Annotated in this window: 24 protein-coding genes; 7 read left to right on the top strand and 17 right to left on the bottom strand. The window is 62.8% G+C overall.

The window, feature by feature from the left end; translation table 11 throughout:
• Positions 1 to 13: 13 nt before the first annotated feature.
• Together ABVQ20_RS24285 and ABVQ20_RS24290 are read left to right on the top strand one after the other, a co-directional pair.
• On the top strand, positions 14 to 541 hold the full coding sequence (locus ABVQ20_RS24285; RefSeq protein WP_354462004.1) for an SRPBCC family protein: 528 nt from the start codon (positions 14 to 16) through the stop codon (positions 539 to 541).
• A gap of 103 nt (positions 542 to 644) precedes the next feature.
• Positions 645 to 908 (top strand): YMGG-like glycine zipper-containing protein, encoded by a 264-nt coding sequence (locus ABVQ20_RS24290; protein WP_354462005.1) that lies wholly within the window; start codon positions 645 to 647, stop codon positions 906 to 908.
• 70 nt (positions 909 to 978) lie between these two features.
• Here the strand turns inward: ABVQ20_RS24290 and ABVQ20_RS24295 are convergent, their stop codons facing one another.
• From ABVQ20_RS24295 to ABVQ20_RS24320, 6 genes are all read right to left on the bottom strand, one after another.
• Positions 979 to 1824, bottom strand: a complete 846-nt coding sequence (locus tag ABVQ20_RS24295) for an acyl-CoA thioester hydrolase/BAAT C-terminal domain-containing protein (protein ID WP_354462006.1) — start codon at positions 1822 to 1824, stop codon at positions 979 to 981.
• Between the two features lie 153 nt (positions 1825 to 1977).
• Positions 1978 to 2370: a 30S ribosomal protein S16 gene (gene rpsP / locus ABVQ20_RS24300; RefSeq protein WP_354462007.1), complete on the bottom strand. Its 393-nt coding sequence runs from the start codon at positions 2368 to 2370 to the stop codon at positions 1978 to 1980.
• An 83-nt stretch (positions 2371 to 2453) separates the two neighbouring features.
• Positions 2454 to 2780: a chorismate mutase gene (locus tag ABVQ20_RS24305; RefSeq protein WP_027042804.1), complete on the bottom strand. Its 327-nt coding sequence runs from the start codon at positions 2778 to 2780 to the stop codon at positions 2454 to 2456.
• Positions 2781 to 2805: 25 nt separating this feature from the next.
• Positions 2806 to 4410, bottom strand: coding sequence for a signal recognition particle protein (gene ffh, locus ABVQ20_RS24310; RefSeq protein WP_354462008.1), 1605 nt, complete (start codon positions 4408 to 4410; stop codon positions 2806 to 2808).
• A gap of 276 nt (positions 4411 to 4686) precedes the next feature.
• Positions 4687 to 5655 (bottom strand): CPBP family intramembrane glutamic endopeptidase, encoded by a 969-nt coding sequence (locus tag ABVQ20_RS24315; RefSeq protein WP_354462009.1) that lies wholly within the window; start codon positions 5653 to 5655, stop codon positions 4687 to 4689.
• 92 nt (positions 5656 to 5747) lie between these two features.
• Entirely contained in the window at positions 5748 to 6800 is a 1053-nt protein-coding gene (locus tag ABVQ20_RS24320; RefSeq protein WP_354462010.1) for a zinc-binding metallopeptidase family protein, read from the bottom strand.
• A 283-nt stretch (positions 6801 to 7083) separates the two neighbouring features.
• On the opposite strand from ABVQ20_RS24320, the gene ABVQ20_RS24325 reads away from it, so the two are divergent.
• On the top strand, positions 7084 to 7881 hold the full coding sequence (locus ABVQ20_RS24325; protein WP_354462011.1) for a lytic murein transglycosylase: 798 nt from the start codon (positions 7084 to 7086) through the stop codon (positions 7879 to 7881).
• Between the two features lie 57 nt (positions 7882 to 7938).
• Here ABVQ20_RS24325 and ABVQ20_RS24330 read toward each other — a convergent pair whose 3' ends face one another.
• From ABVQ20_RS24330 to ABVQ20_RS24340, 3 genes are all read right to left on the bottom strand, one after another.
• Positions 7939 to 8343 carry a hypothetical protein gene (locus ABVQ20_RS24330; RefSeq protein WP_354462012.1) on the bottom strand — a complete coding sequence of 135 codons (405 nt, stop codon included), beginning with the start codon at positions 8341 to 8343 and terminating at the stop codon, positions 7939 to 7941.
• A gap of 144 nt (positions 8344 to 8487) precedes the next feature.
• Positions 8488 to 9129 (bottom strand): hypothetical protein, encoded by a 642-nt coding sequence (locus tag ABVQ20_RS24335; protein WP_354462013.1) that lies wholly within the window; start codon positions 9127 to 9129, stop codon positions 8488 to 8490.
• A 121-nt stretch (positions 9130 to 9250) separates the two neighbouring features.
• Entirely contained in the window at positions 9251 to 10474 is a 1224-nt protein-coding gene (locus tag ABVQ20_RS24340) for an argininosuccinate synthase (RefSeq protein WP_354462014.1), read from the bottom strand.
• Between the two features lie 316 nt (positions 10475 to 10790).
• Between ABVQ20_RS24340 and ABVQ20_RS24345 the strand changes: the two genes are divergently transcribed.
• Together ABVQ20_RS24345 and ABVQ20_RS24350 are read left to right on the top strand one after the other, a co-directional pair.
• Positions 10791 to 12866: a putative bifunctional diguanylate cyclase/phosphodiesterase gene (locus tag ABVQ20_RS24345; RefSeq protein ID WP_354462015.1), complete on the top strand. Its 2076-nt coding sequence runs from the start codon at positions 10791 to 10793 to the stop codon at positions 12864 to 12866.
• A 127-nt stretch (positions 12867 to 12993) separates the two neighbouring features.
• Positions 12994 to 13635 carry a LysE family translocator gene (locus ABVQ20_RS24350; RefSeq protein ID WP_354462016.1) on the top strand — a complete coding sequence of 214 codons (642 nt, stop codon included), beginning with the start codon at positions 12994 to 12996 and terminating at the stop codon, positions 13633 to 13635.
• A gap of 10 nt (positions 13636 to 13645) precedes the next feature.
• Here the strand turns inward: ABVQ20_RS24350 and ABVQ20_RS24355 are convergent, their stop codons facing one another.
• From ABVQ20_RS24355 to rlmN, 3 genes are read right to left on the bottom strand one after another with little or no spacing between them, the layout of a single operon-like run.
• The gene (locus ABVQ20_RS24355) at positions 13646 to 14104 is read right to left on the bottom strand and encodes a hypothetical protein (protein ID WP_354462017.1); all 459 of its coding nucleotides are present in this window, start codon (positions 14102 to 14104) and stop codon (positions 13646 to 13648) included.
• Entirely contained in the window at positions 14101 to 14544 is a 444-nt protein-coding gene (locus ABVQ20_RS24360) for a hypothetical protein (RefSeq protein WP_354462019.1), read from the bottom strand. Before ABVQ20_RS24360 ends, ABVQ20_RS24355 begins: the two co-directional genes overlap by 4 nt.
• Positions 14541 to 15776, bottom strand: a complete 1236-nt coding sequence (gene rlmN, locus ABVQ20_RS24365) for a dual-specificity RNA methyltransferase RlmN (RefSeq protein ID WP_354462020.1) — start codon at positions 15774 to 15776, stop codon at positions 14541 to 14543. Before rlmN ends, ABVQ20_RS24360 begins: the two co-directional genes overlap by 4 nt.
• Before the next feature lie 192 nt (positions 15777 to 15968).
• On the opposite strand from rlmN, the gene ABVQ20_RS24370 reads away from it, so the two are divergent.
• On the top strand, positions 15969 to 17321 hold the full coding sequence (locus ABVQ20_RS24370; protein WP_354462021.1) for a chloride channel protein: 1353 nt from the start codon (positions 15969 to 15971) through the stop codon (positions 17319 to 17321).
• Between the two features lie 69 nt (positions 17322 to 17390).
• On the opposite strand, the gene ABVQ20_RS24375 is transcribed toward ABVQ20_RS24370, so the two are convergent.
• The 3 genes from ABVQ20_RS24375 to ABVQ20_RS24385 form a co-directional block, all read right to left on the bottom strand.
• Positions 17391 to 17894 (bottom strand): invasion associated locus B family protein, encoded by a 504-nt coding sequence (locus ABVQ20_RS24375; RefSeq protein ID WP_227344423.1) that lies wholly within the window; start codon positions 17892 to 17894, stop codon positions 17391 to 17393.
• Between the two features lie 264 nt (positions 17895 to 18158).
• Positions 18159 to 18521 carry a YkvA family protein gene (locus tag ABVQ20_RS24380; RefSeq protein ID WP_354462022.1) on the bottom strand — a complete coding sequence of 121 codons (363 nt, stop codon included), beginning with the start codon at positions 18519 to 18521 and terminating at the stop codon, positions 18159 to 18161.
• Positions 18522 to 18661: 140 nt separating this feature from the next.
• Positions 18662 to 18958, bottom strand: a complete 297-nt coding sequence (locus ABVQ20_RS24385) for a 4a-hydroxytetrahydrobiopterin dehydratase (protein WP_354462023.1) — start codon at positions 18956 to 18958, stop codon at positions 18662 to 18664.
• Positions 18959 to 19064: 106 nt separating this feature from the next.
• Here ABVQ20_RS24385 and ABVQ20_RS24390 point away from each other — a divergent pair, with 106 nt between their 5' ends.
• Positions 19065 to 19583 (top strand): low molecular weight protein-tyrosine-phosphatase, encoded by a 519-nt coding sequence (locus ABVQ20_RS24390; protein ID WP_354462024.1) that lies wholly within the window; start codon positions 19065 to 19067, stop codon positions 19581 to 19583.
• Here the strand turns inward: ABVQ20_RS24390 and thpR are convergent.
• Positions 19487 to 20083, bottom strand: coding sequence for an RNA 2',3'-cyclic phosphodiesterase (gene thpR, locus ABVQ20_RS24395; RefSeq protein WP_354462025.1), 597 nt, complete (start codon positions 20081 to 20083; stop codon positions 19487 to 19489). The two genes, ABVQ20_RS24390 and thpR, sit on opposite strands and share 97 nt — an antisense overlap.
• Positions 20084 to 20222: 139 nt before the next feature.
• Entirely contained in the window at positions 20223 to 20867 is a 645-nt protein-coding gene (locus tag ABVQ20_RS24400; protein ID WP_354462026.1) for an arylesterase, read from the bottom strand.
• Positions 20868 to 20904 lie beyond the last annotated feature (37 nt).

A 20904-nucleotide genomic window follows, 5' to 3' on the forward strand; every position in this document is an offset into this window, starting at 1 on the left:
GAAGGATAGAAAGATGTTCATCACTCTTGCTGTCGTCCTGCTTGTCCTGATCGCTGCCTTGCTCATCTACGCCGCGACACGGCCGAACGACTTCGTCACCACCCGCACGGCCAACATCAAGGCACCGCCGGAAGCGATCTTTCCGCTGATCAACGATTTCAGCCGTTGGCCGACATGGTCGCCCTACGAAAAGCTCGACCCGGACATGAAGCGCACGCTCTCCGGCGCCGAAAGCGGCAAGGGGGCTGCCTATGCCTGGGAGAGCAACGGCAAGGCCGGAAAGGGGCGCATGGAGATCATCAATTCGGCGCCGTCCTCGCTGGTATCGCTAAAGCTCGATTTCGAAAAACCGTTCAGGGCCAACAATATGGTCGACTTCACCCTCACGCCGTCTGGCGACGGCACCGCCGTCACCTGGGCGATGCGCGGCAGCCGGCCTTTCATCGCCAAGCTGATGGGTGTGTTCATGAATTTCGATACGCTGATCGGCAGGGATTTCGAGATTGGCCTCGCCAATATGAAGAGCCTGGCCGAAAAGTGAAACTTCACGGCGAACGATTGCTGCTCCGGGCGGATCAAATTCGCAACTGGTGCGTTGTTGGCGCTGGGCGTGTGGAGCTGTTTCCCGCTGGAGAGGAACGACAATGAAGACAATGATGCTTTTGATGGCCTTGCTGGTGCCGCTCGGGGCCTGCTCGCGAACGGAACAGGGCGCGGCCGTTGGTGGCCTGGGTGGCGCGGCGGTCGGTGCGGCAGTGGCTGGAAATCCGGTTCAAGGCGCTGTGATCGGCGGTGCTGTTGGTGCCGTCGCCGGCGCACTGATCGGCCGGGCAACCGAGCCCGGCGAATGCCGCTATCGCGGTCGCGACGGTCGTACCTACATCGCCCACTGCCCGCGCGGCTATTGATCGGGCAACCATCGGAAATGAACTCGAAATAGCAAAACGGCGGGCACAGGCCCGCCGTTTTCATGTGAGGCTAAGGCAGGTCTCGGATATATCCCCAAGCTTGCCGGCCCAGGCTTGCATCGGCGGGATCATTGCCACCATGGGCATGCGATCCCGACCGCGAGGTGTTTTCACCCGGCAATAGAATTCGGTGGCCCGCGTCGGGCGCCGAAACGAGGCGCGTGGTCTTTCCCGCATCTTTTCGACGCCGGACAATCGTCTCGGCAAAATCCAGGGACGGCCACAGCGCGTCATCGCCACCTGCAACCAACACGATCTCGGCAACCGCTGTTTCTACGGGAATGGTGGCCTTGCTCGCCTCATCCTTGAAGATTTTCAGGCAGTGCTGGAAAAGCCCCCTGTAGGAGACGAGACCGTCGACATACTCCTTGCTCCAATCGGGGTCGGTTGGCACGAACGGGTAGGGAAGTCCCTTGAGCGTCCATGAAGATCGTTCTGGCCAACGGATGCCATCGCGGCCTGGCCCGATATTCCCCCAAACGACCGATGTTGGGCTGATCGCAACCACGGCGTCGATGCGAGGGTCATGAGTGGCCGCAAGCAATGATGCCTCGGCACCCTTGGACGTCCCTACGTAGACGATGCGTCGGCATCCCAGTCCAACAAGAAAGTCGGTTGCGGCCGAAAACGTCTCCAGGGGGATCTCGCATATTCCCGGCACCTGGCCTTCGCCGCCAAACCACTGGAGGGCCAGGGCAGAGGCACGCTCGCCAGCGAACAACCGTGCACGGGCAATGTCGACACGGCCGCTCGATCCGCTCAACACCACGACGCCTGTCGTGGCATCCGGGGATCGCAACAGCTTTCCGGCGACGTTGCCGGAAAGGATTTCCTCGGTAACTCCCCGTTCGTCCATCTGGCTCCATCCGCTGGAAAATCAGATTCCGCGATGCTGGACAACAAAAAAGGCCAGATGGATGACAAATGCAAATGCCACCATGGCATTGCCCGAAATAGCAAAACGGCGGGCATAGGCCCGCCGTTTTCGTAGAAGCATCCAGAAACTGGATTACTCGGCGGTGGCTTCCGCCGGAGCAGCCGATGCGGCGGCGACAGCGGCGGCGGCATCTTCCTGCGCCTTCTTCAGCAGGGCGGCGCGTTCCTGCGCCTTCTTGCCCGGCTCTGCCTTCTTCGGGTTGGAACGGGCTTCGCGCTTGACGATGCCGGCCTCATCAAGGAAGCGCAGAACGCGATCGGTCGGCTGTGCGCCGTGCGAGAGCCAATGCTTGACGCGGTCGGCGTCGACCTTGATGCGTTCGCCGTCCTTGGGCAGCAGCGGGTTCCACGAGCCGAGCGCCTCGATGAAACGGCCGTCGCGCGGCGAACGCGCGTCGGCGATGACGACGTGGTAGTAAGGACGCTTCTTCGAGCCCGCACGGGCCAGTCTGATCTTCAGTGCCATTTCTTTTCTCCTAAAAGCTCTGATTTCGTTGATGGGTTTCGGCTTTTGTCTCTATGCAAGTCGTTGGGAGACATGCACCAGCTTCAGCCGGTTTTCGTCACGCCGTTGGCAGCGGCGATCTGTTCGTGGTGACGGATCACTTCGCGGACGACGAAGTTGAGGAATTTTTCCGCGAAATCCGGGTCGAGATGGGCGTCTTTTGCCAGCTGGCGCAGACGGGTGATCTGTTGCTGCTCGCGCGCCGGGTCGGCCGGTGGCAGGCCATGCTCGGCCTTCAGCACGCCAACCGCCTTGGTGCAGCGGAAGCGCTCGGCCAGCATATGGATGAGCGCTGCATCGATATTGTCGATCGAAGCGCGATAGCCGGCCAGGATGGTGCGTGCGTCGGCCATGTCCTTTTCTTCGTTCATCGCGTCCTCACTTCTTCTTGCCTCATCACTTCTTCTTCCCAAGCCCGGGCAGTCCGCCGCCGGGCAGGCCAGGGAGCTTCATGCCGCCGGGCAGACCGGGCAGGCCACTGCCGCCGGGCAGGCCACCGGGGCCGGGCAAACCCTTCATGCCGCCGAGGCCGGCCGCCTGCGCCTGCTTCTGCAGGGCTTCGAGCTGTTTGGGATCCATCTTCGACAGGTCCGGCATGCCGCCGCCCATCATGCCCCCCATGCCGCCCGGCATCATGCCGCCGAGGCCCATCTTGGAGGCGAGGCCGCCCATCATGCCGCGCATGAGGCCGCCGCCTTTACCCTTGCCGCCCATCGCCTTCATCATGTCGGCCATGCCGCGATGCATCTTCAAGAGCTTGTTGATCTCGGCCGCGTCGGTGCCGGAGCCGGCGGCGATGCGCTTCTTGCGCGAATGCTTGAGTATGTCGGGGTTGGCGCGCTCGGCCTTGGTCATCGACGAGATGATGGCAAGCTGGCGGCCGAACATCTTGTCGTCGAGGCCGGCGGCGGCCATCTGGTCCTTCATCTTGCCCATGCCGGGCATCATGCCCATGATACCGCCCATGCCGCCCATCTTCGACATCTGCTGAAGCTGGCCGGCGAGATCGTTCAAGTCGAACTTGCCCGACTGCATCTTCTTGGCCATCGCCGCCGCTTGTTCGGCGTCGATGTTTTCGGCGGCCTTTTCGACCAGGCTGACGATGTCGCCCATGCCGAGGATGCGGTCGGCGATGCGCTTGGGATGGAACTCCTCGAGCCCATCCATCTTTTCACCGGTGCCGATCAGCTTGATCGGCTTGCCGGTGACGGCGCGCATGGACAGAGCGGCGCCGCCACGGCCGTCGCCATCCATGCGGGTCAGCACAAGGCCGGTGATGCCGACGCGCTCATCGAAGCTCTTCGCCAGATTGACAGCGTCCTGGCCGGTCAGTGAATCGGCAACCAGCAGGATTTCGTGCGGCGACGACACCTTCTTGATATCGGCCATCTCGACCATCAGCGGCTCGTCGATATGGGTGCGGCCGGCGGTGTCGAGGATGACGACGTCGTGGCCGCCAAGTTTTGCCGCCTGAACTGCACGCCGCGCGATGTCGACGGGCGACTGGCCCTCGATGATCGGCAGCGTGGCGACCTTGACCTGCTCGCCGAGCTGGCGAAGCTGCTCTTGTGCCGCGGGGCGCCGCGTGTCGAGCGAGGCCATCAGAACCTTCTTGTTCTGACGCTCGGAAAGGCGTTTGGCGATCTTGGCTGAAGTCGTCGTCTTGCCGGAGCCCTGCAGGCCGACCATCATGATGACGACCGGAGCCGGCGCATTGAGGTCGATGGCAACGCCCTCGGCGCCCAGCATGTCGACCAGCTCGTCATGGACGATCTTGACGACCATCTGGCCGGGCTTGATCGACTTCACCACGGCGGCGCCGACGGCCTTCTCGCGCACCTTGTCGGTGAAGGAACGCACCACTTCCAGCGCGACGTCGGCTTCGAGCAGCGCACGGCGCACCTCGCGAAGTGCTGCCGAGACATCAGCCTCCGACAACGCGCCGCGGCCGGTCAGGCCGTTCAGGATGGAGCCAAGGCGCTCCTGAAGCGATTCAAACATCTTGCGTCCTTCGATCTCGGTTCGGTTCGATCCGAGAGGTAATGCGTTCGCGTCAAGTCGCCAAGCAAAAGCCAAAACCAAAAAGCACCCGGGGGCGCTCAGCGCTGCCGGGTGTTGGCCTCCAGGATCTATTTACAGCACCCGCCTCAAAGAGGCTTCGGCGTCCTGGTCGGCTTGCTCGGAGGTATACTCGTCGCGGAATTCGGGGCGTGTAGACAGGAAATCCGCCGCGGAGTCAAGGTCCGGGCCAAATGCGGCGCCGGGCAGTGGCATGCCTTACGGGCTTTCGCCGGGCCGCGCCCTGTCCGGTTCGACCTTCAGCGGCGAACGCTGATGCAGCAGCAGCAGGATGGTCAGCAGGCTGCAGACGATGCCGATTCCCGCGATGAGTACCGCATCCAGCGTCGTCCAGCCGGGGCCTTCCAGCGGCTTGGCATTGAACAGGGCGAAGGAATTGTAGCTCTCCTGATGCGAGATCAGCAGAAATCCGGTCAGATTGTTGCCGAGGTGGGCACCGAGTGCCGCACTGAGATTGCCGGTGGCATAGACCAGAAGCGTCAGCAGCAGCGCGAAAGCCGCGATCGAGGCCAGCACGCAGGCGTTGATGGCCGCTGATGAGCTTGAGCTCCAGTGCAGGGAGGTGAACAGCAGCCCGGGCACCAGCGCCCAGATGAAGGGGCTGTTGAAGCGGTTGGCCAGGCCTCTCAGCAGATAACCGCGAAACAAGGCCTCTTCTGACGATGTCTGCAGCAGGGTCAGCGCTACGATCGGGATCAGGAACAGGAGCCAGGTCGACAGGTTGATGGCGCCGCGCGCGATCTCTGGCTGCAGCAGATAGAGCAGGATCTCGGACAGCAGCGACGTGATCAGCACCGCCACCAATCCCTTGAGGAATCCAGATCGCGAAACACGGCGGCTGGCGCCGACCAGTGCGGCCAGCGGTTCGCCATGGACCCAGCGCATGGCAATCCAGAGCCCAAGCCAGATGCCGGAGAAAGTGGCGAGCGCGGTGAGAATGCCCTGCGGTGAAGCGAGGAAATTCTGGACCGCTCCGCCGGCCAGCGGCGAGCCACCGATCGAGACCTGCCAGATGACATAGAAATAGGTGCCGCCAAACAGGACGGCAATGGTCATGCCGACCCAGAGCGCGACGGTGATGGCCGTGCCAAACAACAGGCGGGGCAGGGTCGTCCATTCGTTCGGGGACTGCCGGTAGCGGTCGAAGGCGGTTGGATCGATCGTCACGCGGCTTCCCTGGCGATTACCTTGGATTGGAGTCTCGAGTGTCGGTCTACGGGATCGACGCTTTTCAGGCAATCACTCAGGTCAGCGTCCATTCATTGCGTCAAAAGCTCGTGAACGAAGGCCAGCTTCCGTGCCGTGATGTCCGAAATGACGAAGGGGTAGAGGTCCGGCAAACCCATGCAGCGATTGATCGAGTTGGAGGCTTCGGACAGAACCAGCCAGCGTGCGAGGATCTTTTCGAACGGTTCGGGGGTCGCAGCCGGTTCCGAGGGCGCCGCCTGCAGTCCGCCGCCCGTATCGCCCAGGGGCAAGGCTTGGGCTTCCACCGTCTCCAGTCGGCCGAGCGGAACATTCAGCGCATGCACCATTTCCAGCGTGTCGGTGATGTGCAGGTGGTGCGCCCAGGTCTCGGCCCAGTCCTCCCAGGGGTGGGATGTGGCATAGGCCGAGATGTGTCTTTGCTGCCAATCTGGCGGCGCGCCATTGGCATAGTGGTTCTTCAGCGCCTGCTCGTAGTCGGCGCGCTCGTCGCCAAACAGGGCACGGAAGGCTTCGAGCCTTTCCGGCTGGTCGCGGATCAGGCGATCCCAGTAGTAGTGGCCGAGTTCATGGCGGAGATGGCCGAGCAGCGTGCGGTAATTCTCGCCCATCTCGACGCGCCGCTTTTCACGCTCGGCGGAGTCGGCCTCGGCAACATTGAGCGTTATCAACCCGTTGTCGTGCCCGGTCAGGATGCGCTCGCCTCCCGGGCCGCCTCCGATCGGATCGGCGAGCAGGTCGAAGGCAAGGCCGATCTCGTCACCGGGATTCTGCTTGGGCGCGACCGGCAGGCCGAAGGCGAGCAGCGAATAGATGGCGCGTTTCTTGGCCGCCTCGACGCGGATCCAGCGGCGACGGTTGCCGTCGACAGAGAGATCCGGGATGAGCTGGTTCAGCACGCAGGCGCGGCAAAAGGCCTGGCCGGGTTCAGCGACCCAGTTGCAGGCGCATTCCTCGGCATTGGTGCACTGGAAAATGTCGTCGACGCCCGACAGCACAAAGCGTGCGTCCTCGGGATGATAGAGCACCATGCTGGAGCAACTCAGGCACTGGGCATTTTCGAAGTAGAGGCGATGGCCGCAATGCGGGCAGTCGAAAAGCTTCATCGATATCTCACATCACCAGATGCGGCGTAAAGGGCGCAGCACATGTCGCTTCGCCCCAACGCCGGGCATCGGCCGGCGTTCCACGATCCGCTCACGCCATTTTGTCCCAGGCCGGGACAACGATACATCTTGCCACAATAAGCACTCGATCGTAGGCGAGGGGTCTCGCATTCGCCAGCGTGGCGCGCCAATGGCGCGTAACGACTTCTTAACCGTGACAAGCGAGCGTTTCGCTGGCAAATTCGATTTCAGGGACGTGACTCAGGCAACCAGGAGACTAGGGATGGCATTTCTTGCCAAGGGAAAGATTTTTGCGGCCGCCGCCTTGGCGGTGTTCGCTATGGCGACAGGCGCCCAGGCGGCGGCCAGTTGTGGCAAGACCGGCGCCGGCTTCGATGCCTGGAAGCCGCAGTTCGCCGCGGAGGCCAAAGCCGAAGGTGTCGGCCCCAAGGGGCTGGCCGCCCTGGCTGGCGCCACCTACGCGACAAAGACGATCTCCGTCGACCGCGGCATCCACAAGGCCTTCAGCGGCTCGGTCGACGATTTCATGAAGCGCCGGGGTGGGGCAGCGATCATTTCCAAGGGTCGTTCGCTGAAGAAGTCGAATGCGGCGCTGTTCGATCAGATCGAGAGTACCTACGGTGTGTCGCCAGGTGTGCTGCTTGCGATCTGGGGCATGGAAACCGGCTTCGGTTCCGCTATGGGCAACCAGAATACGGTGTCCGCCATTCTGACACTTGCCTATGATTGCCGCCGCCCGGAGTTCTTTCACCCGCATGCCATTGCAGCCCTGAAGCTGGTCGATCGCGGCGCGTTGAGCGCCTCATCGGTCGGCGCCGCGCATGGCGAGATCGGCCACACGCAGTTCCTGCCCGGGAATGTCTTGAAGTATGGGGTGGGCGGCGGAAACCTGCGCGACAAGGCCACTGCGTTGGCGTCCACCGCCAACTTCCTCAAGGCTCATGGTTGGCAGAGAGGTGCGAGCGCGCAGGCCAATATCGGCGCAATTGCCGGCTGGAATGACGCAAGCGTTTATCAACAGGCCATCGCCCGCATCGCCACCGCGATCGACGCCAACTGATAGAACCGTGCATCATTGAACGGAAAACCCGGCCTCAGTTCATCAGCGCCGGGTTTTTTATTTCACGTCGATTGCGTAGGGGCAGCCAGCCAGCGTCTTGCCGGGATGGGACTCGACGGTCGAGACGTTGAGCGTGATGTGCGTGGCGAGGCTCACGTCGCCGGTGTCCTCGGTGCTTTCGACAATGACCTTCTCGCCGAGGAATTTGTCCGGTGTCGAAACCGTGGCGGCGACATCGAGTTCTCTCGCCAGATCCGGCGCGGCAATGCCGTCAAGCACGGCCATCGGCCCTGTCGCGGTGAAGACGATTGTCCCCGTGCCGCGCCCGAATACATGAACCGCCGCGGGCAGTTGATACTGCCGCAGGAACGGATTGCCGGATGGAACCTCTTTCCAGCCAAGCGTGCCCGCCGCGCCGGGCTCGCCGCTCAGCCACAGGGCAAAACCATTATAGGCCGGCACATCCGCCCGGCATTCGATCAGCGCGGCAAGGTCGACAGAGGCGGGTTGTAGTCGTTGGCTTTGGCGACAGTCAGGCTCGCCAGGACAGCCAACGCAGGCAGGAAACCGGTTCTAGGGGTGGCCGAGCGCCCGGGCACATCACTCTCAATGATCCGCGTAGCCGCTCAACGGACATTTCTGGGAAATGGGAACCTGGAAGGTGCCGTCAATGCCGCTGCAGGTCCGGAACTTGAGCGTCCACGCCGCCGGGGCTTGCGTAGCCACCTTTGACTTGCCCTTGGGGAGCACCCAGCTTTCGGAATGCGCGTAGGCGCTCGCAGGGCAGTTCTGGGAAGCGGGAACCTGGAAGGCGCCGTCAAGAGCGCTGCAGTTACGGAATTTGAGCGACCGCGGCGCCTGGGCTTGCGTGACCTTAGCGGGCTTTGGCTTGCCCTTGAGGACCATCCAGATTTCGGTCGGCTGGTCGAGCTGCAGCCTGTTTATGTCGGAATAGCTGATGCGCCCGCTGCGTATCCCATCAGCAATGCGCTGGCAAAACAGAGCGGGCATGCGCTCCTCCGAAACGCCCATGAACAAAGCCATGTCATGCTTGAACGCAAGGTCACGTGTGCGGGCGGAGGTGACGCATTCGTTCATATCCGCCTTCGGGTCGCGCTTGGCGCCTGCCTGTGAGGACTGGCACACCGTCAAGACGACGACCATCGCAAGCAGAAGAGAAACGCTTTTTTTCACTGCCAAACCCCTCAATCCCGCCAGTAGACTTAAATGAAGCTGCTGAAAGGTCAAACAGGAATTGATCAAAAGAGGCTTCATCCGGGTTATATTAGAGGCGTCAAATAAAAACCCGACGTCTCCGTCGGGTTCCTTAGGTGTGGATTGCAGAACACCCCCGGTCGCCGGCTGAAAATCAACCCTTGCGATTGCGCGCCGCCAGCGTCCTCAGCCTCAGCGCGTTCAGGCGAATGAAGCCGGCGGCGTCTTTCTGGTCGTAGGCGCCACGGTCGTCCTCGAAGGTGACCAGCGCGTCGGAATAGAGCGTCTTCTTCGACTTGCGGCCGGTGACCATGACATTGCCCTTGTAGAGCTTCAGCCGCACAGTGCCTTCGACGTCTTCCTGGCTCTTGTCGATCATCGCCTGCAGCATGAGACGCTCGGGTGCGAACCAGAAGCCGTTGTAGATTAGCTCGGCATAGCGCGGCATGAACTCGTCCTTGAGGTGGGCGGCACCCCGGTCGAGCGTGATCGATTCAATGGCACGGTGCGCGGCGATAAGGATGGTGCCGCCGGGCGTCTCGTAGACGCCGCGCGATTTCATGCCGACGAAGCGGTTCTCGACCAGGTCGAGCCGGCCGATGCCGTTGTCGCGGCCGAGATCGTTGAGCGCGGTCAGCATGGTTGCCGGCGACAGTTTCTTGCCGTTGAGCGCGATCGGATCGCCCTTCAGGAACTCGATCTCGATTTCGGTGACGGCGTCCGGCGCGTCCATCGGCGAAACGGTGCGCTGGTGGACGAACTCCGGCGGTTCGCTCCACGGGTCTTCCAGCACCTTTCCTTCCGAGGATGAATGCAGGAGGTTTGCGTCGACGGAGAACGGCGCGTCGCCCTTCTTGTCCTTGGGCACGGGAATCTGGTGCTGTTCGGCGAAATTGATCAGGTCGGTTCGCGACTTGAAAGACCAGTCGCGCCATGGTGCGATGACCTTGATGTCGGGGTTCAGCGCATAGGCGGAAAGCTCGAAACGGACCTGGTCGTTGCCCTTGCCGGTGGCGCCATGGGCAATCGCGTCGGCGCCGGTCTCCTTGGCGATCTCGACCAGGTGTTTCGAAATCAGCGGCCGGGCGATCGAGGTGCCGAGCAGATAGGTGCCTTCATAGACGGCGTTGGCTCGGAACATCGGGAAGACGAAATCGGCGACGAACTCCTCGCGGACATCGACGATGCGGATGTCCTTGATGCCCATCATCTCGGCCTTGAGGCGCGCTGGCTCCAGTTCTCCACCCTGGCCGAGGTCGGCGGTGAAGGTGACGACTTCGGCGCCGAGTTCAGTCTGCAGCCATTTCAGGATGATGGATGTATCGAGGCCGCCCGAATAGGCGAGCACGACTTTCTTGACGTCTTTTCCCTTGGACATTTTTACCCCGTCGATGAGGGACGCCCCAAAAAGGCGTCGCGGATTGTCGCAGCGCCTTTTAGCAGGAACGGCAAAGCGAGCAAGCGCGCGCGGCACCTGACTTCTGATCCAGCGCGTGGTTGGGTGGTGACCGCCCGGCGTGGTAGCGACGCGATCCAGGCAAACAACCTGCTACAATCAAGGGCTGCATTTACCTACAGCATTTAATCAAGTTTTCACGCCCCGTTGCTAACAATGAGGCCAAAGCTGTGCCGGCGGCGTGCCGAAGCTGCTTTGCCCGATCTTCGCGGGCGCTCTCAGGCTTGGGCCGTTCTTGATGCGCGTTATATCCTGTATCGTCACGGAGCATAATCTGTGGCTCGTCCTCCTGGCGGCGCTGATGTGCGTCACCGGCTCATGGGTGACGATTGGTCTCCTCGACCGCACCAGGAAAACCGCGGGCGTGCAGATGAAGGGCTGGCTGTTCCTGACCGCCGTCGCCGCGGGCTCCTCGATCTGGTGCACGCATTTCATCGCCATGCTGGCCTACCAGCCCGGTGCGCCGATCACCTTCGATCCCATCCTCACCATGGTGTCGCTGGTCATCGCCATTGCCGGAACCGGAGTGGGCTTCACCATTGCCTCCGACAAAAGCCGGCGTGTCGCCCCGGAATGGGGCGGATGTGTTGTCGGGTTGGCGATCTCGGCCATGCACTATACCGGGATGATGGCCTATCACGTTGCCGGGATCGTCGAGTGGGACGCTGGCTACGTCGCGGCGTCGCTTGTCATTTCAATAGCCTTTTCAGCTGCCGCACTTGGCCAGGCCATACGCCGGCCATACCGGCGGGCGCAGTATGTCGGCATCGGACTGCTGGTGCTGGCGATCGTCGGCCTCCATTTCACGGGTATGGCGGCCGTGGCGGTGACGCCGATGTCCTTCATCAGCACGGGCACCAATCCCGAGATCCTCGTGGCGATGGCGGTCGCCGTCGCCGTCGTTGGCCTCATTGTCGCCGCGACCGGTTTCGCCAGCTATCTGATCGACGAGCGCGGCCGGCTCGAAAGCTTCGAGCGGCTCCAGCATCTGGCGCTCAACGATTCGCTCACCGGCCTCGCCAACCGTGTCAGTTTCAACGACCGCCTGGACCATGAGATCGAACGGGCGCGGGAAGACGAGGAGACGATGACCGCGGTCATCGTCATCGACCTCGACCGCTTCAAGGAGATCAATGATCTCAGAGGCCATGCCGCGGGCGACCAAGCGCTGAAGATCGTTGCGCGAAGATTGGCAAAGCTGACCGGAGACGGAGAATTCGTCGCGCGCCTGGGCGGCGACGAATTTGCCGCAATCAAGCGCTTCAAGGACCAGAACGATCTTCTCGGCCTGGTTTCGAGGCTGGAGAAATCCCTGTTCGAGCCTTTGCAGCTCGAGGATTTCGAAATCGCCACCGGCGCCAGCATCGGTGTCGCCGTCTACCCTCGCGACGGCGCCGACAGGGAAAGACTGGTCAGCAACGCCGACCTTGCCATGTACCGGGCCAAGAACGACATGTCGCGGGCCGTCTGTTTCTACGAATCCAACATGGATGAGACGGCGCGCGCGCGGCGTGCGCTGGCCATCGACCTTCGGCAGGCGGTCGAGCGTGGCGAGCTTTCACTCCACTATCAGGTGCAGACTTCGGTTTCGACCGGCGCCGTCTGTGGCTACGAGGCGCTGCTGCGCTGGACGCATCCCGAACGCGGCATGATTGCGCCAACCGACTTCATCCCGATCGCTGAAGAGAACGGGTCGATCCTTGCAATCGGCGAATGGGTGCTGCGGACCGCGTGCCGCCAGGCAGCGTCGTGGGACAATGACCATAAGATCGCCGTCAACCTGTCGCCGGTCCAATTCGCCCACGCCGATCTTGCCAAGCTGGTTCACCATATCCTGGTTGAAACCGGGCTTTCTCCCAATCGGCTGGAGCTGGAGCTCACCGAATCGACCATCGTCGCAGACAAGTTCCGCACGCTGCATGTCCTGCGCCAGATCAAGGCGCTGGGCGTCACGATCGCGATCGACGATTTCGGCACGGGCTATTCGTCGCTCGACACGCTGCGCTCGTTTCCCTTCGACAAGATCAAGCTCGACCGCTCCTTCATGGCCGATGTCGAGCGCAGCCCGCAAGCCAAGGCGATCATTCGAGCGGTGCTGACGCTCGGGCGCAGCCTGGAAATCCCGGTACTTGCCGAGGGTGTCGAGACGCATGTCCAGCTCGCCATACTGCAAGTCGAGGGCTGCAACGAAGCGCAGGGTTATTTCCTTGGCCGCCCGCAGCCGATCGATCAGATCCTGCTGGCGGGCGTGGCGGATTCTGTCCCGCATGACCTGATCCTTGGCGAGCGGCCCAGGATAAGCGTGAGCGGATAGACGCAGGGCACGAATGCTGTCGTCGGCGGTCCTGCGCACCGGATCGTTGGTGCAGTGTTTTCACACGTCTGGCGCAGGCGCGGCGCATCCTATATGGCTGCGCCGACCTATGCTCCGGGGCTGCCGCATGTCCTTCATTCCCGATACCTCGACGCTGATCCAGTTCGCCATCGCCACCGTGATCCTGGCGATCACGCCGGGGCCGGACATGACACTGTTCGTCTCGCGCACGCTGAGCCAGGGCCGCGCCACCGGCTTTGCCTCGATGGCCGGCGCGCTGTGCGGCACGCTGGTCCACACCACGCTGGTGGTGGTCGGCGTCTCGGCGCTGATCGTCGCCTCACCGATGGCCTTCTTCGCGCTGAAGATTTTTGGCGCCGGCTATCTCGTCTTCCTGGCATGGCAGGCGATCACCAAGGGTTCGGCGTTTTCACCGGAGAAGAAGACGGGACCCCAGATTTCGCTGTTCCGCAGCTGGGCGGCCGGCCTTGGGGTCAACCTGCTCAACCCGAAGATCATCCTGTTCTTCATGACCTTTCTGCCGCAGTTCGTCTCCGCGCATGATCCGCACGCGCCGGGAAAACTGTTCTTCCTCGGCGCGATGTTCATCGTGCTGTCGATACCCGTGACGGCGCCGATGGTGTTCGCGGCTGAGAAATTCTCATCGGCGATGAAGGCCAGCCCGCGCGTGACGCGCGTCGTCGATTATCTGTTCGCCGGCGTGTTCTCGGCCTTTGCCCTCAAGATACTGACAGCGCAGGCGAAATAGACCTGCCGGGCTATGAGCCGTCGGCTTGACGCCAGCTCCCGGCCCAGCGGCCGGCGCTGAGCCAGTAGAAGATTCCACCGACCATGCCTGAGCCGATCACCACCATGATGGCGTGGGTGTCGGTGGCCACGAAGTCGCTGTCGCCGCTCTGGTGAGCGAACCCGAGGAAGATCGCCGCGGCCACGGCGCCGCCCAGCGCATAGAACAGCCAGTCGCGCCGGCCGAGGATTTCGGAAACCAGGATGACGATGCAGGCCGGCATGAAGGCGAAATAGGCGACGAACAGGGAAACGAAGGGGATCGAGAACATCAGCGAGGCGGTCGTCGCGGGCTGTGCCGCATGCTCCGGCGTAAAACCGAGATAGGCGAGGAAAATGATGTTGAGGAAGGCGCTGGCCGCCAGCGAGGCGACGGCATAGCCGATCAGGATGACGGCGAAGCGGATGAGGTAGGCGACGAGACGGTTCATCGCAGATCCCGGCGCCTGAGATGGCCAGACTTGCGCCCCGCCAGAAGCCAGTAGACCGAACCGGCGGCGGTGCCGGCTGTCGCCAGGAAACCGAGAAAAACCGGATTGAAAGCAATCCATCCGGCCGAGCGCGGGGTTGAGAGGCCGAATGCGGTGGACGTGATGGCGCCCATGGCCGCGAAATAGAACCATCTTCGAAGCGACCACCGTTCGGCGACAAGGATCGCGGGGACGGCGATCACCAGCGCGCAGACCATCACGGTCAGCACGGCGAGCGGAAAGGAACCCATCCAGTCGAATTGGAAAACCATGGACCAGTTCCCTTCTTCGATTCCTTCCAGAAGGACGATCAGCAGCACAGGCACGAGGATAGAGGTCAGCGCAGCGGCGACATAGGCGACTGCAATCGCGGCCAGGCGCTTCACGACGGGACGATTCACGCCTCGCCGTGCCCTGCTATCATCATCGCCTCGAGCGCCAGCCGGTCGACCTTGCGCATGCGTTCCGATTCGGATTTCAGCTGGCCGCAGGCGGCCAGGATGTCGCGGCCACGCGGCGTGCGGATCGGCGAGGCATAGCCGGCATTGTTGATGTAATCTGCGAATTTCTCGATCGTCTCCCAGTCGGAGCACTGGTAGTTGGTGCCCGGCCAGGGATTGAACGGGATCAGGTTGATCTTGGCGGGAATACCCTTGAGCAGCTTGATCAGGCCCTTGGCGTCCTCGATGGAATCGTTGACGTCCTTCAGCATCACATATTCGAAGGTGATGCGCTTGGCGTTCGACAGGCCGGGATAGGCGCGGCAAGCCTCGATCAGTTCCTTCAGCGGATACTTCTTGTTGATCGGCACCAGCAGGTCGCGCAAATCATCGTTGGTGGCATGCAGCGAGATCGCCAGCATGACGCCGATCTCCTCGCCGGTGCGGAAGATTTCGGGCACGACGCCGGAGGTCGAGAGCGTAATGCGGCGCTTGGACAAGGACAGGCCGTCGCCATCGGAGGCGATCAGCAGCGCCTTCTTGACCGCCTCGAAATTGTAGAGCGGCTCGCCCATGCCCATCATGACGATGTTGGACACTTTGCGGCCCTCGGCCGGCACGATGGCGCCGTCGGGCGTATCGCGGTCAGGGAAATCACCGAGCCGGTCGCGCGCGGTGAGCAGCTGAGCGAGGATTTCCTCGGCGGTCAGATTGCGCACCAGCTTCTGCGTGCCGGTGTGACAGAACGAGCAGGTCAGCGTGCAGCCGACCTGCGAGGAGATGCAGAGCGTGCCGCGGCCTTCCTCTGGAATGTAGACGGTCTCGATCTCCACGGGCCGGCCGGCGCCGCGCGGCGGAAAGCGGAACAGCCATTTGCGGGTGCCGTCCGAAGAAATCTGCTCCTCGACGATCTCGGGCCTGGCGACCGTGAAATGCTTGTCCAGTTCGGCGCGCAAATCCTTGGAGATGTTGAACATGCCGGCAAAATCGGAAACGCCGCGCACATACATCCAGTGCCAGAGCTGCTGGGCGCGCATCTTGGCCTGGCGCTCGGGCACGATGCCCGATGCAACCAGGGCTTCGCCGATTTCAGCGCGAGTCAGGCCGATCAGCGTCGGCTTTTCGGGCTGTGCGGCGCGGGCGCGCAACGCATCACGGGCACCTTCGGCGGTGAGATCAAGCGACAGGGTCATGGCGGTGCTTATATAGGGACGAGGCGAAGCCGATCCACAGAGTGTCGGAAAACAAGCGCGGCGCATAGCACAGCTTGGCGCCGGAGTCATGGCATATGGCAGCTCACGCTGTTTTGTCCGTCCTTGCCGGCTTCCGGTTTAACGGCCCGCCTGCCTGTGTTAGGGCTCGCCATCCCCCTCCCGAGGATCGACATGGCCCGCACATCGCGAAAATATCCCATGCTGCGGCGTTCGCGTGCGATGTGGGGCTCGCGGCGTGTCTGGCAGCCGCGCCTGGTATTCTGGGCCGGCGCCATCGCCATTGGCCTGATCAGCGTGCTGTTCGCGGTGCTGGCCGACAAGGCGCAAGGTCTGTTCCATGCGATCACCGGCAATGAGGGCGGCTGGCGGAGTTTCCTGCCGCTCGCCATCACGCCGCTCGGGTTTGTTCTCTGCGCGTGGCTCGCCCATGCCTTCTTTCCGGGCTCGCAAGGCAGCGGCATCCCGCAGGCGATCGCCGCCCGGCACCTGCGTGACGACGACGATCGAAGCCACCTTCTTTCGCTGCGGCTGGCGGCGGGCAAGATCGCGCTGACCATTGTCGGCCTGTTCTGCGGCGCGTCGATCGGCCGCGAAGGTCCGACCGTGCAGGTTGGCGCATCGCTGATGCTGCAGGTGGCGCGCTGGGGCGGCATGGCGCAGGCGCGCGGCCTGATCCTGGCCGGCTCGGCCGCCGGTATCGCGGCAGCCTTCAACACGCCGCTGGCCGGCATTGTCTTCGCCATCGAGGAGATGGGCCGCACCTATGAAGCGCGTACCAACGGACTGGTGCTGACGGCGGTGATCCTGGCTGGTCTTGCCTCGCTCGGCCTGCTCGGCAACTACACCTATTTCGGCGTCGCCAAGGAGACGATCTCCTTTGCCGCCTGGCCGCTGGTGATTGCCTGCGGCGTCATCGGCGGCGGTTTTGGCGCGCTGTTCTCCTTGCTGGCGCTCAAGGTGACACGGCGGATCCGGCGCTGGCACACACAGCAACCGCTGCGCCGCGCCCTGATCGTGGCGGCTGTCTGCGGATTGCTGGTGGCCGCCATCGGCATCGCGTCGGGCGGACTGACGTTCGGGACCGGCTATGTGCAAGCGCGCAGCGCGGTCGAGGGGGCTCCACTGCCATGGTTCTTCTTCGCCCAGAAGTTCCTGGCTGGGCTGTTGTCGATGATCTCTGGCATTCCCGGTGGCATCTTCGCGCCGTCGCTGGCGGTGGGCGCCGGCATCGGCAGTTCGCTCGGCCTTGTCTTCGGCGCCAGCACCGGCATCGCGGCGCTGCTTGGCATGGCCGGCTATTTCGCCGGCGTGGTGCAGGCGCCGATGACGGCCTTCGTCATCATCCTCGAGATGACTGGCAACCACGACAATGTCATCGCGCTGATGCTGGCCTCCATGCTGGGCTACGGTACGGCACGGATAATCTCGCACGAGCCGCTCTATCACGCGCTGTCGCGGGTTTTCATCGCCGATGCCATCAGGCGGCGGCGGGCGGAAGCCGCGCCGGAATCAGCGCCAGGCTGAGGAGCAGGTCCTGGAAAGCAAAAAGGCCGGGCTGCGTGGCCCGGCCTTTCATTCAAATCCGGCCTTTGCCTATTTGCACTTGGCGATCGACGACAGCGCCGCCGAAATGCCCTTCAGCGAGAAGACATAGGAAGTGGGGTTGCCGCGACCCGACTTGGCCGTCACCTTCATGTCGGTGCCGGTCTTCATCGCGGCGATCAGCACAGGCTCCTCGGCGGCATTCTCGACCCAGGCCGACTTGCCGCGCGTGAACATCGAGAACGACTTCTTGTCGATGGTGACGGTGGCCTTGGAGCCTTCCTGGAAGGTGTAGCCGGCGATGAACTGCGGCTCGTAGGACACCTGCTGCCCCGGACGCTGGCTGACGAAAAAGAACATGTCGCCATGGTCGAGCGTCGGCGGCTGCTTGTCGGTCGGCACCGTCAGCACGTAGCAGACCTTGCCGCCGGCCGCCTGGTAACTGTAGGTGCCCCAGGCATTGTGCTGGCCGATCTTGGTCGCCGACTGCGCCAGCGCCGGCGCTGTCACGGCCACCAGGACCAGGCTTGAAACTATAGCTATCAATCCGCGCATCGTTTTTCCCGTATTCCAAATGGTGCGGAGGCAGGCCGGCTTGGCGTCCTGCCCGTCGCTTCATTTTGATTTAATCTGGGTTACCAAACGGTGAATTTTCCTCAAGAAAAGGACCCTCACCCCAGTAAACCGCCGCCGTCTCCATGCCGCCGCTTGAGAAGGCGGCCAACACGATGTCCCTGTTTCGAGTTGGAGGCCACGAAAGCGGCAAGAGTTTGACTGTCCCCGTTGTCGCTGGGTGAGAGGATCAACGATGCCGCGCGGTCAGTTGTTGTCGGCAATCGCCTGCTTGGCGGCGAGCCGGTGCGCGGGCGTGATATGGGCGCTGACAGCGGTGATCGCGGCGGTCAGAACGGCGATGTCGTCGGTAAAGCCAATGCCGAAGATGAAGTCGGGGATGATATCCACCGGCAGCACGAAATAGCCGAGCGCGGCCAGCAATATGCCCTTGGCGCGCAGCGGCGTGTTCTTGTCCATGGCGCAGTAGTAGGCGGCGACCACGTCTTCCATGAACGGAATGTGCCGCGCGGCCTTCTTCGCCGTGCGCCAGAATTTCTCGCGCACTTCGCTCTCATCGCCCAGCCTGTCGCGAAAGCCGAAGAAATCAAAACCGGATTCTTGCGCCATCAGTTTCTCCTTGCTGTGCCCGTGCGTCTCTTTTCCCGCACGGGTTGCGGGGAAAATGTGGTGAAAGCACAAGTCCGCTACAAGATGCCGCCGCCGATTTGCGATCCGCAGTTCCATCGCAAGCATGCTTGCGAGGCTTTTCAGCCGCCGAAATAGCGGTTCATCTTCTTGGCCAGCTCGAAATCGAGCACGCTGAGGCCGCCGAGATCGTGTGTGTTCAATGTGACATCCACCGTCTTGTAGACGTTGAACCACTCAGGGTGATGGTCCATCTTCTCTGCCGCCAGCGCCACGCGGGTCATGAAGGCGAAAGCCTCGGAGAAGTTCTTGAAGGTGAAGGTGCGCTTGATGGCGCCGCCGTCCTTGGCCAACGTCCAGCCCTCAAGGCCGGCCAAGGCCTCGGCAATCGCGTCCTTGCCCAGTTTCTCTCTCGCCATGTCCGCTTCCCATGCTATTGCGACCGAAGTCGTCACCATAGTGCAAGTCGCCCAAGAATGCTCAGCGGTTTTGGGACAACGACATGCGCCGGAGCAGCTGGAATCGATGAGCGCGAAGCCTATAGAGTCCGTTCTTTTTGTCTGCCTCGGCAATATCTGCCGGTCACCGCTGGCCGAGGGCGTGTTTCGCGCGGTTCTGGCGGAGCGCGGACTGGATCGTCACGTGCTGATCGATTCGGCGGGCACCGGCGGCTGGCATGCCGGCGAGGCGCCGGACCGGCGTTCGATTGCGATTGCCGCGCAGCACGGCGTCGACATTTCCGGGCAGAAGGCGCGCAAGGTGACGCTGGACGACTTCTCCCGATTCGACCTCATCCTCGGCGTGGACCGGTCAAATGTCGCCGATCTCAAGGCGCTGGCGTCTGCCGGAACACGCGACCGGGTTCATCTGTTCCTGGAATTGGCGGAGGATCGGCCACGCGACGTGCCGGATCCCTATTACGACGGGCCGGAAGCGTTCGCTTCCGTCTACCGCATGATTCGCACGGCGTCGGAAGCACTGGCGACGCGGCTCGAAGCGCGGCTGTCGACATCCGATAATGGCCAGGCCTCTTCGACAATATAGGGGCCACCGCCAACCGAATCGCGCGACGACATCAGCACAAAGCGGCCGACACGGAACGGCAATGTCGAGAAGTTGCCCCGCGCCGACAGATACTGGGCAACGTCGAGCGGGCTCGAATTGCGCAGCCGCGCGAGCGTCACATGCGGCATGAACTTGCGGGGGTCGGCGGGAATGCCGAGCCGCTGGCAGATACGGTCGATCTCGCCCTGCAACGCCGCAAGGTCGGGCGATGCGGAAACGCCGGCCCACACGGCGTGCGGCTTCTTCTGGCCGAAGGCACCGACGCCGGACAGGTTCAGGGAGAAGGACGGGCGGTGGACCCGGTCGAGCGCGTTGGCGATCTCGTCGGCGACATGGCCCTCGACATCGCCGATGAAGCGCAGCGTCATGTGGTAGTTTTCGACGTCGATCCAGCGGGCGCCCGGCAGGCCGCCCCGCAGCAGGGACAGCGAAAGGGCGGCGTCACGCGGAATTTCGAGGGCGGTGAAAAGACGCGGCATGAATGAGCCTCCCTTCCTCGAATCGAACTGTGCCCCTAGCGAATCATCGATATTCAAGCGGGGCAAGATGTTTGTTGGTCACAGGTCCGGCAAAAAAGTTTCCCCTGCGGAAGACGACCCCGGCGCTTGCCACAACGCCTCAGGATCCGCCCTGTACGGACGCAATGGCCTTTTCAACGGTGGGTAGAATACGCTCGACCATCTGGTCGACGCCTTGCGCGTTCGGGTGCATGCCGTCCTCGAGCTGCAGGGCCGGCTGGCCGGCGACGCCATCGAGAAAGAACGGATAAAGCGTGACGCCGTATTTTTCGGAGAGGTCCGGAAAGATGGCGTCGAAGGCGTGCTGGTAGTCCGGGCCGAGATTGGGCGCGGCGCGCATGCCGGCCAGCAGCACGGCGACCTTGCGCTGCTTCAATCTGGTCAGCATCTCATCGAGATTCTTTTGCGTGATATCGGGCGAAATGCCGCGCAGCATGTCGTTGGCGCCGAGCTCCAGGATGACCAGTTGCGTGCCGTCGGGCACGGACCAGTCGAGCCGCGCCAGGCCGCCGCTCGACGTATCGCCGGAGACGCCGGCATTGGCGACCGTCACGTCACGGCCCTTGGCACGCAATGCGGCCGCGAGCTTGTCGGTAAAGCCCTGGTCGGGCCCGAGGCCAAAGCCCGCCATCAGGCTGTCACCGAAGCCGACGATCTTGAACGGTTCGGCGCGCGCCGACGAAATGGCGCCGCAAATGCCGAGGAAAAGGATGAAGGCTGCGGCAACAGTGTGTTTGAAAGACATGCGGCAGGCCCCATATGACCAAGGAATTCCTTCGGGG

It is taken from the genome of Mesorhizobium shangrilense (genome assembly GCF_040537815.1).
In the GTDB taxonomy this organism is placed as follows: Bacteria; Pseudomonadota; Alphaproteobacteria; order Rhizobiales; family Rhizobiaceae; genus Mesorhizobium; species Mesorhizobium shangrilense.

Coding starts and splice junctions, on each gene's coding strand:
- ABVQ20_RS24340 (WP_354462014.1), bottom strand. CDS start 10,474: ATGTCCAAGGGAAAAGACGTCAAGAAAGTCGTGCTCGCCTATTCGGGC.
- ABVQ20_RS24400 (WP_354462026.1), bottom strand. CDS start 20,867: ATGTCTTTCAAACACACTGTTGCCGCAGCCTTCATCCTTTTCCTCGGC.
- thpR (WP_354462025.1), bottom strand. CDS start 20,083: ATGCCGCGTCTTTTCACCGCCCTCGAAATTCCGCGTGACGCCGCCCTT.
- ABVQ20_RS24390 (WP_354462024.1), top strand. CDS start 19,065: ATGAGCGCGAAGCCTATAGAGTCCGTTCTTTTTGTCTGCCTCGGCAAT.
- ABVQ20_RS24325 (WP_354462011.1), top strand. CDS start 7,084: ATGGCATTTCTTGCCAAGGGAAAGATTTTTGCGGCCGCCGCCTTGGCG.
- rpsP (WP_354462007.1), bottom strand. CDS start 2,370: ATGGCACTGAAGATCAGACTGGCCCGTGCGGGCTCGAAGAAGCGTCCT.
- ABVQ20_RS24305 (WP_027042804.1), bottom strand. CDS start 2,780: ATGAACGAAGAAAAGGACATGGCCGACGCACGCACCATCCTGGCCGGC.
- ABVQ20_RS24285 (WP_354462004.1), top strand. CDS start 14: ATGTTCATCACTCTTGCTGTCGTCCTGCTTGTCCTGATCGCTGCCTTG.
- ffh (WP_354462008.1), bottom strand. CDS start 4,410: ATGTTTGAATCGCTTCAGGAGCGCCTTGGCTCCATCCTGAACGGCCTG.
- ABVQ20_RS24385 (WP_354462023.1), bottom strand. CDS start 18,958: ATGGCGAGAGAGAAACTGGGCAAGGACGCGATTGCCGAGGCCTTGGCC.
- ABVQ20_RS24350 (WP_354462016.1), top strand. CDS start 12,994: ATGTCCTTCATTCCCGATACCTCGACGCTGATCCAGTTCGCCATCGCC.
- ABVQ20_RS24320 (WP_354462010.1), bottom strand. CDS start 6,800: ATGAAGCTTTTCGACTGCCCGCATTGCGGCCATCGCCTCTACTTCGAA.
- ABVQ20_RS24375 (WP_227344423.1), bottom strand. CDS start 17,894: ATGCGCGGATTGATAGCTATAGTTTCAAGCCTGGTCCTGGTGGCCGTG.
- ABVQ20_RS24370 (WP_354462021.1), top strand. CDS start 15,969: ATGGCCCGCACATCGCGAAAATATCCCATGCTGCGGCGTTCGCGTGCG.
- ABVQ20_RS24380 (WP_354462022.1), bottom strand. CDS start 18,521: ATGGCGCAAGAATCCGGTTTTGATTTCTTCGGCTTTCGCGACAGGCTG.
- ABVQ20_RS24295 (WP_354462006.1), bottom strand. CDS start 1,824: ATGGACGAACGGGGAGTTACCGAGGAAATCCTTTCCGGCAACGTCGCC.
- ABVQ20_RS24355 (WP_354462017.1), bottom strand. CDS start 14,104: ATGAACCGTCTCGTCGCCTACCTCATCCGCTTCGCCGTCATCCTGATC.
- ABVQ20_RS24345 (WP_354462015.1), top strand. CDS start 10,791: ATGCGCGTTATATCCTGTATCGTCACGGAGCATAATCTGTGGCTCGTC.
- ABVQ20_RS24290 (WP_354462005.1), top strand. CDS start 645: ATGAAGACAATGATGCTTTTGATGGCCTTGCTGGTGCCGCTCGGGGCC.
- rlmN (WP_354462020.1), bottom strand. CDS start 15,776: ATGACCCTGTCGCTTGATCTCACCGCCGAAGGTGCCCGTGATGCGTTG.